A 15,576-nucleotide genomic window follows, 5' to 3' on the forward strand; every position below is an offset into this window, starting at 1 on the left:
CCGTAAATTACTTTTGCTTTTTATTATACCGCATTTCCTAATATTTTTCCTTTAAAAAAGGGTTAAAGAATAGACAAGCCTGCGCAAAAAATAAGCACAAACTTGTCTATATTTAGTATTAACTCTTTAATTGTTAATTAATGAATATCGTCCCACCAATGGAAACCGTCACGACTTAATAATAACTCACTGTCCAATGGTCCATTAGTTCCTGATTTATAGTTAGGGAATTCTGGAATCACTTGATCCCATTCTTCTTGAATTGCATCCACAAATTTCCATGTTGATTTTAATTCTTCCCAATGTGTAAAGTTTGTTGCATCGCCTTTTAGGCAATCGAACAATAAGTTTTCATATGCGTCTACTGTATTCATTTTATCTTGAGCACTCATAGAGTAAGAAAGTTGAACGGGTTCTGTTTCAATACCTTGTACATTTTTCTTAGCATTTAAATGCAGAGAGACACCTTCATTAGGTTGAATATTAATCACAAGCAAGTTTGAATCTAAGTGTTTATCTTTTTCATAATATAAATTCATTGGAACTTCTTTAAATTCAACTACAACCTGAATAGATTTACGTTTCATTCTTTTACCAGTTCGAATATAAAATGGTACGCCTGCCCATCTGAAGTTATCAATCATCACTTTACCTGAAACGAAAGTAGGGGTATCAGAATCATCTGCTACACGATCTTCTTCTCTATAACCGACTACAGATTGACCATTGATTTCTCCTTCACCATATTGTCCTCTGACAAAGTTAGTTCTTACATCTTCAGCACCAAGAGGGTGTAGTGATTTAAGTACTTTAACTTTTTCAGCGCGAATGTCAGCACTGTTCAGACTAATAGGCGGCTCCATTGCTAATAATGCTACCATTTGCAACATGTGGTTTTGAACCATATCTTTCAAAGCACCACTTGTTTCATAATAACCGCCACGATCTTCAACACCGAGAACTTCGGATGAAGTAACTTGGATATTAGAAATATATTTATTGTTCCATAATGGTTCAAACATAGCATTTGCAAATCTTAAAACTTCTATATTTTGTACCATATCTTTACCTAAATAATGGTCGATACGATAAATTTCTTCTTCTTTGAATGATTTACGGATTTGTTTATTTAACTTTTCTGCTGAAGCTAAATCACTACCGAAAGGTTTTTCAATAACTAATCGTTTAAATCCACGTGTTTTAGTCAACCCTGAGGATTTCAAATAATCAGTAACTACGCCGAAGAAGTTAGGAGCCATTGCTAAGTAGAAGAGACGGTTGCCTTCTAAACCAAATTCAGAATCTAATTGATTACTGAATTGCAATAATTCGTCATAACTTTGTTCGTCACTAACATCATGTTTAAAGTAGAATACATGTTCCATAAATTGATCAAGATGTTTTGTATCTTTTACGTGAGCTTGTATTGATGCTTTAACTTGTTTGCGAAATTCATCGTTAGAATAATCTCGCCGGCCAATACCAATGATTGCAACATGTTGATCTAAATTATCTTGTTGGTATAGGTGAAAGAGCGATGGAAAAAGTTTGCGATGACTTAAATCGCCGGTTGCTCCAAATATTGTAATCAAACATGGTATATGCTTTCTTTTATTACTCAAGATTCAAAACCTCAATTCTTAATAAGTTATGCTATTATTATAGACTATGCAGAAATGTTATAACACATTTTTGCTTAAATTTGTACGTGAACGCTGATATATTATTATGGTACACTTACGAATAGAGAGGAGCGTTGTTATGGAAATTACATTTCTCGGTACAGGCGCCGCTTTGCCGACCAAAGAACGCAATACACAAGCTATAGCGCTCAACTTGGAACCATATTCTAATTCTATCTGGCTCTTTGATGCAGGGGAAGGGACACAACATCAAATTCTGCATCATTCTATTAAACTCGGAAAAATTAATCATATCTTTATAACGCATATGCATGGCGATCATATCTATGGATTGCCAGGCATATTGACCAGTCGTTCTTTCCAAGGCGGCGAAAATAAACCTTTAACAATAGTAGGTCCTAGAGGTATCAAAGAATACATTGAGATCACACTGCAAGCTTCACTTTCACGTTTGAATTATCCAATTACCTTTATTGAAATTGATGAACAGTTGCATTACCAACATGAAGGCATTACAGTTACTGCGTACCATCTGAATCATGGTGTACCTTCGTTCGGTTATCGTATTGAAGCACCGACTACACCAGGAAAAATAAATGTTGCTGCCTTACGTGAAATTGGAATGGAACCTGGACCAAAATATCAAGAAGTAAAAGATTCTGAGACCTTTATTTTCAATGATAAAATCTATCAATCTTCAGAATTTAAAGGGGAAGCAAAAGTTGGTCCGAAAATCGCAATTTTCGGAGATACAATGCCGTGTGAAAATGAACTTAAAATCGCACACGGAGTCGATGTTCTTGTCCATGAATCTACATATATAGATGGCGATAGAACATTAGCAGATAACCATCATCATAGTCATATTGCTGACGTTTTATCTTTGCTAGAAGAATCAGAAGCGAAACAAGCATTATTAAATCATATCAGCAATCGTTACAATCTAAATGATATAGATAAGCTCTATGCTGAGTTACAGAATCAATACCCAGATTTAAAATTTAAATTTGTCAGAGATTTTGATACTTTTACAATCTAAAAAGAACCGCTGAAGCAGAGGATGAATAGATTCAACTCTTTTTAGCGGTTCTTCATATATATTATTCTTTATTTGAAAGTTCTTTACTACGTTTAACAGCAGCTTTAAAACAATCCTCGAATATACCTTCGATATCATGTTGAGATAAAGCATCAAGGCCGGCCTGTGTTGTACCACCTTTAGACGTCACGTTTTGTCTTAATTGTTCCATGCTCAAATCAGAACGTTCAATCATTTTACCAGTACCGATGATTAAATTACGGATAGATTCTTCAACTTCTTCTTTGTCTAATCCTAATCTCACGCCCGCTTCTACATACTTCTCAAATACATGATACAAGAAAGCAGGACCGCTTCCAGTAATCGCCGTAACTTGATGCAACGCGTCTTCTTGAACTTCAAGTTCTGAACCAAACGCATTCACAATATCGACGACTTTTTGACGTGCGTCTTCAGGATAATTTTTCGAGAAACTCAATCCAGTGACTGAATGACCTACTTGAGCATTAGTATTCGGCATAATTCTGGCAATTGGATTATCATGTTCCAATTCTTTTCTGATATATTGAATTGAAATGCCAGCCATTATAGAAATAAATTTATTTTGATCAGTAATGTATGGACGAATACGGTCGGCCAATGATTCGAAATCATAAGGCTTTGTACCTAGAAAAACAAAGTCTGCATCTGCTAGTAACGCAGCATCATCATAACTATAATTCACACCTAATTCATCAGCATACCCTTTAAGAACCGCTTCATTCGAACGATTCGTAATATAAATATCATTAGGATCAATTACGTTAGAATCAATGATACCTGCAAAAATAGCATGTGCCATATTGCCTGAACCATAAAATACAATTTTCATTATTGAATAGCACTCCCTGTATTAGTAATAAGATATTTTATATGATAGCACAATTCATGCACATATTTGACACAACAATGTTATTATTTACCTGTTATGGTGTTAATCAAACATCTTTGAAGTTATAAACAGGAGGTAATTCACGCTATGGAGAACTTAATTGGAAAGCATTTTGTCATTACAGGAGGGACAAGCGGGCTAGGCTACGCTTTAACAAAAGTACTACTGGAAAGGGGAGCAAAGGTGACCCTCCTCGTCAGAAGTATGACTAAATTCAAGCAAACTTTTTTTCCGCATAACACACATTTACTTCAGGCAGTGCAATGTGATTTGAACTCAGCAGAACAAATTAAACGTTTGGACTTTGCGCATGCAACAATTAATGGCCTTATACATAGTGCTGGTTTAGGTTATTTCAAGTCAATCAGTGCACATAGCGAAGAAGAGATGCTTGAGACATACAGAATCAATGTCGTTCATTTCAACATCTTATTAAATCATTTGGCTCATAGTTTTTCAGAACATCCTTATATTATAGGCATCAGCAGTTTAGCTGCACACTCTACACAAGCTCATAGCGGCCATTATGCAGCAAGTAAAGCTGCCTTCAACCAAGTATTGAATACTTATCGTCTCGAGCATCCGAATTATCATATTTTAACAGTGAACGCAGGGCCTATTCGTACGCCTTTCCATGCAAAAGCAGATCCTACCTTGAAGTATGCAACTCAAGTGGACAAGTTGATGTTAGACCCTGATAAACTAGCCAACCAAATAATAATCTATATGCTGCGTAATAAAGCTGAGTTAAATGCACCCAAATGGCTGAACAGTTTACTTAAATTATACCAATTAGCACCCAGAAAGTTAGAACGCGCTTTTCCAAAATTATTTAATAATAAAAAAGAGTGACATATTAGGGGGGGTTCCCAATAACATGCCACTCCATCTGGTTTTCTATTAATTTAAATGATTTGTGTAATGAAGGTCTTTTACACGTTTACGAGCTGCTTGAATACGATTAAAATCTACTTCTGTATTAAGATTTCTTACATTTTCTTCAAGTTGTTCTACGCTACTTGCGCCTGCAATAATAGATCCAAGCACATCTTGAGCACGGGAATAATTAAACGTCAATGCTGTTAAGTTATGTTCAATTTCTTTTAGAGAAGCAATCGTACTGCCTAATTCTTGATAACTGTAATCAAAAATACCGTCATTGAATTTATCATCTAAAGCTTGATTGCTAGAAGAAGTTAACAATCCTTTAAACACTGGACCACGTGCTAAGAGTTTTACGCCTTTTTTGTGTGCTGCTTGGAATAAATCTTCAGGACGATTATCAATTAAATTAAATTGCGCCATCCATGTATCGATATCACTATGCTCTAAATAATAATTGATAACGTTAGGGCGAATAGAAGATATCCCATATGCACGAATTAGACCTTCTTTCTTCAATTCATCAAATGCACTGATTGTTTCATCTAGTGGATCATCAATCGTACCGCCATGAAGTTGATATAAATCCAACTCATCTACGCCAAGGTTTTTCAATGAATGCTTAACGCTTTCTTTAATGTGTTTTTTAGAAGGATCCCAGAAAGTAGTGCCGTCTGCTTTCAGATGATTTCCTACCTTAGTGCCGATAACAATGTCATCCGTATTTTGATAAGGTTTCAGAATTTCACCGACTAATTTCTCATTTATCCCTTTATCATACATATCAGCTGTATCAAAATAAGTAATTCCTAATTCAATTGCACGTTCAATAATAGCTTGTGCATGCTTCTTTTCTGTTCCTAGGCTCATACACCCTAAACCTAATTCAGATATCTCTAATCCGCTCTTCAAAACATTCTTTTGCATGTTTCTACTCCTTTCGATACACTTTAATTGTCTAACAATCCTAGTTTAGCAATAAATCAAAATAGTTAAAAGGAACGTGATTATAATGGACTTAACAGAAAAAACACTTAGTAAAAAACATATCTATTCAGGAAAAATTATTGATGTTGATGTCGATGAAGTACAGTTGCCGAACGGAGATACATCCAAACGAGAGATTGTAAACCACTCAGGAGCTGTAGCAGTTTGTGCGCTTACACCTGAAAATAAAGTCGTATTTGTGAAACAATATCGTAAACCAGTTGAAAAAGTATTATTAGAAATTCCAGCCGGAAAATTAGAGGAGGGGGAAGATCCTGAGGAAGCTGCACATCGCGAATTAGAAGAAGAAACAGGATATATCGCTGAAAGTTTAGAATTAATTGCAGATGTTTATACTTCTCCAGGCTTCGCAAATGAGAAAATCTCCATTTATTTTACAGATAAGTTGAAGAAAGGAAATGTCCATTTAGACCCTGATGAATTTGTCGAACAAGTAGAGTTAAGTATTGATGAAATCAATGATTTAGTAGCAAACTTAGAAATTACAGATTCAAAAACTTTAATAGCTCTTCAACATCTATTATCAAATTATAATCATTCTAAATAAAGAGTGAGAATGAGTTGCTTTTTTAACAAAATACTGGTAATTTAATAATTGAGTCATTAAACAAATTAAAATGATTATAATTATTAGTAGAGGAGTGAGGCTTCCGTGGAAGAACGTTTAAAACGCGTGAAGCAGCAATTACAACAATCATCTTATAAATTAACTCCACAACGTGAAGCAACTTTAAGAGTTTTGATTGAGAATGAATCTGATCACCTTAGTGCTGAAGATGTCTATTTGAAAGTAAAGGACAAAGCGCCTGAAATCGGTTTGGCAACAGTGTATAGAACATTAGAGTTGCTTGCAGAGTTGAAGATCGTTGATAAGATCAACTTCGGAGATGGTGTATCTCGCTTTGATTTGAAAAAAGAAGGCGAAAAACACTTCCATCACCATTTAGTTTGCATGGAATGTGGCAAAGTTGAGGAAATTGCTGAAGATTTATTGCCGAAAGTTGAAGAACGCGTAGAAAATGAATTTAATTTTAAAATCTTAGATCATCGTCTTACATTTCATGGCATTTGCAATGAATGTCAACAAAAGAAAAAAGAAGTATGACAAGGTAAGAAGGTGAAGTGTGATGGAAACCAATTATGATGTGGTTATCGAAGAATACCTAAAATTTATTCAAATTGAAAAAGGATTAAGTGCGAATACAATCGGCGCTTATCGAAGAGATTTGAATAAATATAAAGAGTATCTGGTTTTAAAGAAAATTAATAATATAGACTTTATAGACCGTGAAATTATTCAACAATGCTTAGGATACTTGCATGATGATGGACATTCAGCTAAGTCTATTGCTCGTTTTATTTCAACTGTCAGAAGTTTTCATCAGTTTGCTTTAAGAGAACGTTATGCAGCGAAAGATCCGACTGTTTTAATTGAAACGCCTAAATATGAACGGCGCTTGCCTGATGTATTAGATGTTGAGGACGTACTCGCATTATTAGAAACACCCGATTTGTCAAAAAATAACGGTTACAGAGACCGCACCATTTTAGAATTATTGTATGCGACTGGAATGCGTGTGACAGAATTGATTCATGTGCGCGTTGAAGATGTCAATTTAATCATGGGATTTGTGCGAGTTTTCGGTAAAGGCAGCAAAGAACGTATTATTCCTTTAGGCGAGACTGTAATAGATTATTTAAAAAAATATATCGAAACAGTCAGACCGCAGTTGTTGAAACAAACAGTTACGGACGTTTTATTCTTAAATATGCATGGCAAACCTTTATCTAGACAAGGTATTTGGAAACTTATCAAACAATATGGCGTTAAAGCTAATATCAAAAAGAAACTGACACCGCACTCACTTAGACATTCATTTGCTACTCATTTACTCGAAAATGGTGCTGATTTAAGAGCGGTTCAAGAGATGTTGGGACATTCAGATATTTCGACTACACAGCTTTATACTCATGTCTCAAAATCACAAATCAGAAAAATGTATAACGAATTTCATCCTAGAGCTTAATCCGAAGATACTTAGTTTAGCTATAAAGAAATCTTTAATTGCAGGTTTCTTCATAGCTATTTTTTAATTTTTAGAAAGGTACAAAATAATCATTCTCCCTCTATATTATTATTATCTTTCTGCCATTTTAATTTACTTCTTTTTAACGCTTCTATTCTAGCTTGTTCTACCTCATGTCGATCTCTTAATAAATGATGGTCATAAATATACGGTCTTTCATTAATATAGGTCATCACTGTATAATATGGATAACATTGCTGCAGTTTCTTAATAGTTGTAGCGAGAAGAGGTAATTCGATAACTTGGAAACTGCATTGTTGGCTAGCATTTTCACATAATTGTGTGAGCAAATCCAAATAGGCCTGATGCTTTACTCCTAAGGTTTCCATATTGTTATTCTGATAATCTGCTACACGGTACGCCCGTTTAAATAAAGTTGCCGCACCTTTGTAGTTGCCACGACGATAATGATAACATCCTGTTGCGCATAATATCAGACTGACTACAGCATCTTTTTTAGAATAGGAAGATTGCGCTTTCCATGCTTCTTCTAAAATGTCATGACATAAAAAATAATGTTGTTTAGCATGAAATTGATAAAAATAAGATAGTAATGCTTCTTCCATTGTCTTCACCTCCTGCTTCTGATTTATTTTATTAGACTATTCATGTATAATATTTTACTGAATGACAAACGTAACATGCAATTAAAGGAGAACGAAATGTACGAAGTTAAACTAGATGCTTTCAATGGGCCCTTGGACTTATTGCTTCATTTGATACATAAATATGAAATCGACATTTACGATATTCCGATGAAAGCTTTAACAGAGCAATATATGAATTATATTCACGCTATGAAAAAATTAGAAATTAATATCGCCAGCGAATATTTAGTTGTAGCTTCTGAATTATTGATGATTAAAAGCAAAATGCTTTTACCTCAGTATGACGTAGAGGAAGAAAGTGAATTAGATGATCCGCGTGAAGATTTAGTCGGCCGATTAATTGAATATCAGAACTATAAAGAATATACAGAGTTTCTGAATGAAATGAAAGCGCAAAGAGAGAATTATTACAGCAAACATCCTACAGATTTAAGTCATTTAGAGACTGTAGAAGTCTGGGACGCTACTCAAACTATTGATTTAACAGAATTAATCATGGCGTATCAAAGAATCAAAACCAGAACTTCTTTCAATACACCTAAAAGTGTAACAATTCAAAAAGAAACGTTTACTATTGAACAAGCATCAAAACAAGTCACTGAAAAGCTCGCACTTTCTAACTCTTTTAATTTTTTCAGTCTCTTCACTTTTAAAGAAACGACAGAAGAAGTGGTGACTCATTTCTTAGCAATTTTAGAAATGTCTAAATCGGGAATTATACAAATTAACCAAGATAAAGATTTTGCAGATATCAGTATTACAAGAGGTGTAAATTATGGCATTGGAGCATAAGGGGATATTAGAAGGCTTATTATACACAGCAGGGGATGAAGGCTTAGAAGCCAGACAAATAATGGAAGTATTGGAAATAACCGAAGATGAGTTAAATGAACTTGCAGCATCCTACCAAGCTCCTGGTTTAATGATTCAACAATATGGTACTACATATGTCTTAACTACTAAATCCGAAGCTGCTCCATATATTGAAAAGTTGATTAAAAATCAATCGAATATGAAACTCTCGCAAGCAGCAATGGAAGTATTATCCATTATCGCTTATAATCAACCCGTAACAAGAAGCGATATTGAATTAATTCGCGGCATTAATTCGGATGGTGCAGCTAAGACGTTGATTGCAAGAGGTTTAGTTGAAGCTAAAGCAGAAGATAACTCACGCAGTCAACAACTTTATACAACGCCGTTATTCTTGAATGTTTTTGGTATGGCAAACTTGGATGAGCTTCCGACAACCGAAGAAGAGGAAGAAGAAATAGAATCATTTTTCAATAATTTGATTAACCAAAAAGGAGATAATAATGAGTAAAGAATTAGAAAGATTACAAAAGAGAATTGCAAACAGCGGCTATACTTCACGCAGAAAAGCGGAAACATTAATCACTGAAGGGAAAGTTAAAGTAAACGGTGAAACAGTAACTGAATTAGGCACAAAAGTTAAAGCTTCTGATAATGTCGAAGTAGAAGGTGTTAAGTTAGAACAAGAAGATAAACTTTATATTCTTTTTTACAAACCGGCACAAGTCATTACCAGCGTTTCAGACGATCGCGGCAGAACAGTTGTAACGGATTATTTCGATGACTTGGAAACGCGAATTTATCCTGTGGGCAGATTAGATTATGATACTTCAGGGTTATTGCTGTTAACTAACGATGGAGAATTCACTAATCTAATGACACATCCGAGATATAAAATCAAGAAGAAGTACGTTGCTAAATTAAAAGGATACTTAATGAGAGATGAAGTCAAAGCGCTGGAAAAAGGTATTCAATTAGAAGATGGTAAAACGCATCCAGCTGAAATCAAAATCAAAAATCAAAACCAAGAAAAAAATACAACGGTAGTAGAAATTACAATCTCAGAAGGCAGAAACCGTCAAGTACGCCGTATGTTTGAACATTTTGGGCACGAAGTTACTAAACTTTCACGTATTGAGTTAGGCGGATTTTTAACACTTAAAGGTTTAAATGCTGGTGAAGGGCGTGTAATGACGCCGCATGAAGTTAAAAAGCTCAGAAACTTGGCCGAGAACGGTTAAATCTGAAAAAGCATAAAATTGCAGCAAAATCTTTGTGAAACTTTACACAATATTTTACGTTGTGTTCGCAAACTCTTAGTTTCAATTATCTTGTTGATATATGCTTATGATATAATATCCTTTGTAGTGAAAAATTATTTGTTATAAAGTAGGCAATACTAATCGACAAATGAACGATGTTAAATTTTAAAATATCCAATACTAACAACTCTAAACATATAAAAAAGATGAATGATACAACGAAATTGATATTGCAATAAACACAATTCGTCTTAAAGTATCATATAAAATTGGATACTCAAATGGGAGGTAGCAATAACTATGACAAAAATACTTGTCGTTGATGATGAAGAAAGAATCCGAAGACTGCTTAAATTATATTTAGAAAGAGAATCTTTTGATATCGAAGAAGCTCAAGACGGCAAAGAAGCATTAGATATGGCATTGAATAATGATTATGCTTGTATCTTATTAGACTTAATGCTTCCCGAATTAGACGGTATAGAAGTTGCAAACCGTTTAAGAGAGTATAAAGACACACCTATTATTATGTTGACCGCTAAAGGGGAAGAGACAAACCGCGTGGAAGGATTTGAATCTGGGGCAGATGACTATATCGTCAAACCATTTTCACCGCGCGAAGTTGTTTTACGTGTTAAAGCCTTACTAAGACGTACTTTAACAGCAGCTTCTGAGCAAAATGAGCCACACGCTAGAGATTTGATTGAATTCAAACATTTAGTGATTGATAACGATGCACATCGCGTACTTGCTGATGGTACTCAAGTCAACTTAACACCGAAAGAATATGAACTATTAATCTTCTTAGCGAAGACACCGAACAAGGTTTTTGACCGTGAACAATTATTGAAAGATGTATGGCATTATGAATTCTACGGAGACTTGCGTACTGTAGATACACATGTCAAACGTCTTAGAGAAAAATTAAATCGTGTTTCCTCAGATGCAGCGCACATGATTCAAACTGTCTGGGGCGTCGGTTATAAATTCGAGGTCAACAGCAATGATGAAACGGCTCAATAATGTCGTAATAAAACTGTGGTTAACTATAATTCTTATAGTGACGACAGTTTTAATTTTACTCAGTGCAGCTTTAATTACGTTTATTCAAAACTATTATACGCAAGATACTGAACAATCCTTAATTAAAGATGCCGAACGCATCAGTGTATTACTCGAAGAATCCGATAACAAGGGACTGGCAATCAAGCATAGTAAAGCATTGATCGAAGGTCCGAGCGGCTTGATTATCATGAAAAATAAAAATGATGAATTCTATAATTCACATTCTAAGTTGAAAAACGAAATGATGAATGTGATTACTAAAAATTCTAATTATCAAAAGGTGTTTAAAGACCATCAAAAAACCTCACAGCATGTGAAGTTAAAAGTCGATGATAAAACTAGAACTTACGTATTGTTAGGTTATCCGACAAAAATAGATGCTGCCACTCCAAACGGTGCAGTATTTATTTATCAAGACTTAAAGAGTATAGATGATACCAATAATGTGATTACTATTATTATTTTAGCGACAGCAGTTATCTTCTTAATTATAACAACTGTTTTTGCATTCTTTTTATCATCAAGAATTACCAAACCGCTTCGCCAACTCCGTACTCAAGCAATGAACGTATCTGAAGGCGACTATACGCAAGTTAACAATATTAATTCGAAAGATGAAATTGGTGAATTAGCACATTCTTTCAATAAGATGAGTAATGATATCCAAAGACATATTGATGAAATTTCTGCTTCAAAAAACATCAGAGACAGCCTCATCAATTCAATGGTCGAAGGCGTATTGGGGATTAATGAAAACAGAGAAATTATTCTTTCTAATGAAATGGCTAAAAAAATGGCCGAACAGCTCCGTGCGACAAAAAAAGAACAATTTACTGAACAGATGGATCGTACGTTTGAAGAAAAAGAAATCCAGTTCCAAGAATATGAAGTCAAAAATCGTTACTATGTCGTTATTATGAGTTATATTGAACAATTCCAACCTCACCAAAGCGGTGTAGTAGCGATTATTCGAGATATGACCAACGAGCATCAATTAGATCAGATGAAAAAAGACTTCATTGCTAATGTTTCTCACGAACTACGTACACCTATTGCCTTATTGCAAGGTTACACAGAATCTATTGTAGACGGCGTGGTTTCTGAACCGGAAGAAATCAGAGATTCACTTTCAATTGTTCTAGACGAAACACAGCGCTTGAATCGTCTCGTCAATGAACTGTTAAATGTAGCAAGAATGGATGCTGAAGGCCTATCAGTAAATAAAGAAGTGCAGCCTATCGATAACTTATTGGAGCGCATGCAACTGAAATATCGTCAACAAGCTGAAGATTTGCAGATTGATATTAATTTGGCACCAGATACTAATGGAAAACTTTGGTACTATGATACAGATAGAATGGAACAAGTACTGACTAACTTAGTAGACAATGCCTCTCGCTATACTTCACCGGGAGATGCGATTACTATCAGTACAGGCGAATCAGATCAATACGATATCTTATATGTTTCTGATACAGGCAGCGGAATAGCACCCGAGCATATTGATTTAGTATTTGACAGATTTTACAAAGTGGATGCTTCTAGAAAACGTGGTAAAGAAGGAACAGGGTTAGGCTTATTTATCTGCCGTATGATTATCGAAGCACAAGATGGCACGATTGACTTGAAAAGTCATTTAGGCGAGGGCACAACCTTTATTATTAAATTGCCCAAGCCGCCAAAGCATTAATTCAACGAATTGAGAAGTATTAAAGCATTGATATCAACTCCCTATATAAAGTAGTCACTTAAAAAGTGCAAGCTTTATATGGGGAGTTTTATGTTGACAGAAAAATGTCTCTTCTGTTTAAGCATCGGGATTGAATCAAAACATCTAATCCGATATAATAGATAAGAAAATAAAATAATAATGAAATTCATCTTCGGGGTCGGGTGAAAGTCCCAACCGGCAGTAATTAAAGCCTGCGACCTGTATTTATTAATCATAAATATGGCTGATCTAGTGAGACTCTAGAGCCGACAGTATAGTCTGGATGGGAGAAGATGGAGGGTTTATTTGTTGTGCGTAAATTCCTCCTATTCGCGTAAGATGAATGGAAGGAGTACTTATGAATCAACAAAAAAACAAACGCTTTATCATTATAAGTATGATGAGTGCCATTGCGTTTATTTTGATGTTTATCAAATTTCCGCTGCCATTTTTACCACCATACTTAACGCTTGATTTCAGCGACGTTCCTGCATTGCTTGCAACATTTCTATTTGGGCCTGTAGCAGGCGTGATTGTAGAACTCATCAAAAATCTGCTTAACTTCCTTTTCAATATGGGAGATCCGATAGGGCCTGTAGCAAATTTTGCAGCTGCAGTCAGTTTCTTGCTTACTGCATTTTATGTAAGTAAATTATCTAAAGGCAAATTAAATATAATTATAGGTTTAATTGCAGGTACTTTAGTAATGACTTTAGTCCTGAGTATCTTAAACTATTTTGTCTTATTGCCTTTATATGGTATGATTATGAACCTTGCTGATGTAGTAAAAAACTTAAAAATTATCATTGTATCAGGCATTATTCCGTTTAATATAATTAAAGGAATTGCGGTATCCATCATTTTCCTTTTACTCTATAAACGACTTAAAAAAGCATTGAACTATTAAACAAATAATCATTGCTCATTCATATATTAGGGGCTGGAACATATCGATTTGTTCCAGCTCCTGTCTATATAATTGGCGACAACTAATTCTTAAGGAAACAAAAAGAGACCAAAATACGAATCATATTTTGATCTCACACATTCATCTATATTTAGCGAAGAATACTAACTTAAAAGACGATTGATAGTCATTATTCGAATTTTAATGCATCCCCATCGAAAGGCTCATCTGCAATTTTAATAGAGTCTGTAGGACAACCTTCATCTGCATCTTCTAAATCTTCATAAAGTTCTTCAGGAACTTCTGCTGTACCTTCATTATCATCTAAAATAACATATGCGATACCTTCATCGTCATAATCATAAATATCTGGAGCTGCAGCACCGCAAGCACCGCATGCAATACAAGTATCCATATCTACAATCGTATATTTAGCCAATTTTACTTCGCCTCCTTTTACAAAAATGCTACACTTATAACGTATTTTTATTTTAACACCAGGAATTCTTTTTTCAATACAACAGATTATTAAGGTGATGATTGATTTGAAAGAAATTATTCAATACATAAAAACACATGCTTATCATTATAAAACTGCTAAAAGTCTTTATAATATCATCGTTGGTGCTAAAACCCATCAAACTTATTTTGATGCATGTAGCCAACAACTTTTATCATTATATCACAGTCATCCAAATTTGAAATATCCGTCATTCGAACGAATATTCAATAGTTTGAATGAAAGCGATGACAATTTAAATATTGATTTAAAAATTACTCCTCGCTATACTTTTGAAAGCATACAACAGACATTCCAAGTGATTCAATTATTAATTCAAACAATTTCTTATAATAATCATCACACTTTATCTTTTATACCCGTCTCACAAATAAACAAAGTCCAGCATAGAGTGAAAAGAATTTTTCGTAAAATTAATCAAGAACATAAAGAAAAATTATTTGAAGAGGAAATATATCTACTGTTCAGACGAATTAATAAGGAAAATAATAGCTCCATCCTGCATTATTTTTTACAAGGTTTTGAAGAAACGATGTATACCAACCAACAAGTAGGGATGATAGAGTCATTAACTTACGATGATTTATTACGTATAAAAATGAACGATCTTGTAGAAATGATGAATCAATTAGAAAACAAAGTCGATTTTCCTATTTTAAATGAAGCGATTATCCTACCAGTCTTATCCCAAAACGCATATCAAACTTATCAACATGTTAAAGAAGGATTAAAAATGAACCAGATCGCTCATTTAGAAAACGTCAAAGAAAATACAGTAGAAGATCATATATTAGAACTATTTATTAAAGGTTACTTATCAGACTATAGCAAGTATCTTCATGAGGGTTTTTATAAAGATTTCAAACCTTTTTATCAGAATCAGAAAGAATCGCGCCTCAAGGAATTTAAAACAGAATTTCCAAATTACAGCTATTTTGAAATTAAACTTGCGATTATACGCACAGCCAGGGAGGAGTAGGACAGTTACTAAAAATATAATTAAATGTTTATAAACATACCCAAACCTATTTATAATTGAATTGAGGCGACAATCATGTATAAGACTATAGAAATAAACGGAAAATTAGGGAGTGCAATTT

General features: G+C 34.3%; 17 protein-coding genes and 1 riboswitch. Of the genes, 12 read left to right on the plus strand and 5 right to left on the minus strand.

Going from position 1 to position 15,576, the window contains the following annotated elements:
* Positions 1-137: 137 nt before the first annotated feature.
* Complete coding sequence (gene zwf, locus CKV71_RS06965; RefSeq protein ID WP_095105111.1) at positions 138-1,622, minus strand: glucose-6-phosphate dehydrogenase; 1,485 nt, start codon at positions 1,620-1,622, stop codon at positions 138-140.
* 139 nt (positions 1,623-1,761) lie between these two features.
* On the opposite strand from zwf, the gene rnz reads away from it, so the two are divergent.
* Positions 1,762-2,682, plus strand: coding sequence for a ribonuclease Z (gene rnz, locus CKV71_RS06970; RefSeq protein ID WP_095105114.1), 921 nt, complete (start codon positions 1,762-1,764; stop codon positions 2,680-2,682).
* 61 nt (positions 2,683-2,743) lie between these two features.
* On the opposite strand, the gene proC is transcribed toward rnz, so the two are convergent.
* Positions 2,744-3,553 (minus strand): pyrroline-5-carboxylate reductase, encoded by an 810-nt coding sequence (gene proC, locus CKV71_RS06975; RefSeq protein ID WP_095105119.1) that lies wholly within the window; start codon positions 3,551-3,553, stop codon positions 2,744-2,746.
* A 147-nt stretch (positions 3,554-3,700) separates the two neighbouring features.
* On the opposite strand from proC, the gene CKV71_RS06980 reads away from it, so the two are divergent.
* Positions 3,701-4,465, plus strand: a complete 765-nt coding sequence (locus tag CKV71_RS06980; protein ID WP_095105124.1) for an SDR family NAD(P)-dependent oxidoreductase — start codon at positions 3,701-3,703, stop codon at positions 4,463-4,465.
* 48 nt (positions 4,466-4,513) lie between these two features.
* Here CKV71_RS06980 and CKV71_RS06985 read toward each other — a convergent pair whose 3' ends face one another.
* Positions 4,514-5,422: an aldo/keto reductase gene (locus CKV71_RS06985; RefSeq protein ID WP_095105129.1), complete on the minus strand. Its 909-nt coding sequence runs from the start codon at positions 5,420-5,422 to the stop codon at positions 4,514-4,516.
* An 85-nt stretch (positions 5,423-5,507) separates the two neighbouring features.
* Between CKV71_RS06985 and CKV71_RS06990 the strand changes: the two genes are divergently transcribed.
* The 3 genes from CKV71_RS06990 to xerD all read left to right on the plus strand — a co-directional run bounded on the left by CKV71_RS06990 (position 5,508) and on the right by xerD (position 7,530).
* Positions 5,508-6,050: an NUDIX hydrolase gene (locus CKV71_RS06990; RefSeq protein ID WP_095105133.1), complete on the plus strand. Its 543-nt coding sequence runs from the start codon at positions 5,508-5,510 to the stop codon at positions 6,048-6,050.
* Between the two features lie 105 nt (positions 6,051-6,155).
* Positions 6,156-6,608, plus strand: a complete 453-nt coding sequence (gene fur / locus CKV71_RS06995; protein WP_095105137.1) for a ferric iron uptake transcriptional regulator — start codon at positions 6,156-6,158, stop codon at positions 6,606-6,608.
* Positions 6,609-6,630: 22 nt separating this feature from the next.
* The gene (xerD, locus tag CKV71_RS07000) at positions 6,631-7,530 is read left to right on the plus strand and encodes a site-specific tyrosine recombinase XerD (RefSeq protein ID WP_095105141.1); all 900 of its coding nucleotides are present in this window, start codon (positions 6,631-6,633) and stop codon (positions 7,528-7,530) included.
* Between the two features lie 89 nt (positions 7,531-7,619).
* Here the strand turns inward: xerD and CKV71_RS07005 are convergent, their stop codons facing one another.
* Positions 7,620-8,156, minus strand: a complete 537-nt coding sequence (locus CKV71_RS07005; RefSeq protein WP_095105142.1) for a DUF309 domain-containing protein — start codon at positions 8,154-8,156, stop codon at positions 7,620-7,622.
* 96 nt (positions 8,157-8,252) lie between these two features.
* On the opposite strand from CKV71_RS07005, the gene CKV71_RS07010 reads away from it, so the two are divergent.
* From CKV71_RS07010 to CKV71_RS07035, 6 genes are all read left to right on the plus strand, one after another.
* On the plus strand, positions 8,253-8,990 hold the full coding sequence (locus tag CKV71_RS07010; RefSeq protein ID WP_167376389.1) for a segregation and condensation protein A: 738 nt from the start codon (positions 8,253-8,255) through the stop codon (positions 8,988-8,990).
* Positions 8,974-9,522, plus strand: coding sequence for an SMC-Scp complex subunit ScpB (scpB, locus tag CKV71_RS07015; protein WP_095105146.1), 549 nt, complete (start codon positions 8,974-8,976; stop codon positions 9,520-9,522). Before CKV71_RS07010 ends, scpB begins: the two co-directional genes overlap by 17 nt.
* Positions 9,515-10,252 carry a pseudouridine synthase gene (locus CKV71_RS07020; protein WP_095105148.1) on the plus strand — a complete coding sequence of 246 codons (738 nt, stop codon included), beginning with the start codon at positions 9,515-9,517 and terminating at the stop codon, positions 10,250-10,252. Before scpB ends, CKV71_RS07020 begins: the two co-directional genes overlap by 8 nt.
* Positions 10,253-10,573: 321 nt before the next feature.
* Positions 10,574-11,296: a response regulator gene (locus CKV71_RS07025; RefSeq protein WP_095105150.1), complete on the plus strand. Its 723-nt coding sequence runs from the start codon at positions 10,574-10,576 to the stop codon at positions 11,294-11,296.
* Positions 11,280-13,028, plus strand: a complete 1,749-nt coding sequence (locus CKV71_RS07030; RefSeq protein WP_170168034.1) for an ATP-binding protein — start codon at positions 11,280-11,282, stop codon at positions 13,026-13,028. The genes CKV71_RS07025 and CKV71_RS07030 overlap by 17 nt, the downstream gene beginning before the upstream one ends.
* Positions 13,029-13,213: 185 nt before the next feature.
* Positions 13,214-13,348: riboswitch (FMN riboswitch) on the plus strand.
* 59 nt (positions 13,349-13,407) lie between these two features.
* Positions 13,408-13,956, plus strand: a complete 549-nt coding sequence (locus CKV71_RS07035; protein ID WP_095105152.1) for an ECF transporter S component — start codon at positions 13,408-13,410, stop codon at positions 13,954-13,956.
* A gap of 190 nt (positions 13,957-14,146) precedes the next feature.
* Here CKV71_RS07035 and CKV71_RS07040 read toward each other — a convergent pair whose 3' ends face one another.
* A complete protein-coding gene (locus tag CKV71_RS07040) occupies positions 14,147-14,395 on the minus strand; it encodes a ferredoxin (RefSeq protein WP_095105156.1) in 249 nt (82 codons plus the stop codon).
* A 97-nt stretch (positions 14,396-14,492) separates the two neighbouring features.
* Here CKV71_RS07040 and CKV71_RS07045 point away from each other — a divergent pair, with 97 nt between their 5' ends.
* Entirely contained in the window at positions 14,493-15,455 is a 963-nt protein-coding gene (locus CKV71_RS07045) for a helix-turn-helix domain-containing protein (RefSeq protein WP_231917574.1), read from the plus strand.
* Positions 15,456-15,576: the final 121 nt, after the last annotated feature.

The organism is Staphylococcus piscifermentans (assembly GCF_900186985.1).
GTDB lineage: Bacteria > Bacillota > Bacilli > Staphylococcales > Staphylococcaceae > Staphylococcus > Staphylococcus piscifermentans.

What these genes read in the sequence shown, in the direction of transcription:
- rnz (WP_095105114.1), top strand. Translation starts at nt 1,762, where the DNA reads ATGGAAATTACATTTCTCGGTACAGGCGCCGCTTTGCCGACCAAAGAA.
- proC (WP_095105119.1), bottom strand. Translation starts at nt 3,553, where the DNA reads ATGAAAATTGTATTTTATGGTTCAGGCAATATGGCACATGCTATTTTT.
- CKV71_RS06980 (WP_095105124.1), top strand. Translation starts at nt 3,701, where the DNA reads ATGGAGAACTTAATTGGAAAGCATTTTGTCATTACAGGAGGGACAAGC.
- CKV71_RS06985 (WP_095105129.1), bottom strand. Translation starts at nt 5,422, where the DNA reads ATGCAAAAGAATGTTTTGAAGAGCGGATTAGAGATATCTGAATTAGGT.
- CKV71_RS06990 (WP_095105133.1), top strand. Translation starts at nt 5,508, where the DNA reads ATGGACTTAACAGAAAAAACACTTAGTAAAAAACATATCTATTCAGGA.
- xerD (WP_095105141.1), top strand. Translation starts at nt 6,631, where the DNA reads ATGGAAACCAATTATGATGTGGTTATCGAAGAATACCTAAAATTTATT.
- CKV71_RS07005 (WP_095105142.1), bottom strand. Translation starts at nt 8,156, where the DNA reads ATGGAAGAAGCATTACTATCTTATTTTTATCAATTTCATGCTAAACAA.
- CKV71_RS07010 (WP_167376389.1), top strand. Translation starts at nt 8,253, where the DNA reads ATGTACGAAGTTAAACTAGATGCTTTCAATGGGCCCTTGGACTTATTG.
- scpB (WP_095105146.1), top strand. Translation starts at nt 8,974, where the DNA reads ATGGCATTGGAGCATAAGGGGATATTAGAAGGCTTATTATACACAGCA.
- CKV71_RS07020 (WP_095105148.1), top strand. Translation starts at nt 9,515, where the DNA reads ATGAGTAAAGAATTAGAAAGATTACAAAAGAGAATTGCAAACAGCGGC.
- CKV71_RS07025 (WP_095105150.1), top strand. Translation starts at nt 10,574, where the DNA reads ATGACAAAAATACTTGTCGTTGATGATGAAGAAAGAATCCGAAGACTG.
- CKV71_RS07030 (WP_170168034.1), top strand. Translation starts at nt 11,280, where the DNA reads ATGAAACGGCTCAATAATGTCGTAATAAAACTGTGGTTAACTATAATT.
- CKV71_RS07035 (WP_095105152.1), top strand. Translation starts at nt 13,408, where the DNA reads ATGAATCAACAAAAAAACAAACGCTTTATCATTATAAGTATGATGAGT.
- CKV71_RS07045 (WP_231917574.1), top strand. Translation starts at nt 14,493, where the DNA reads ATGATTGATTTGAAAGAAATTATTCAATACATAAAAACACATGCTTAT.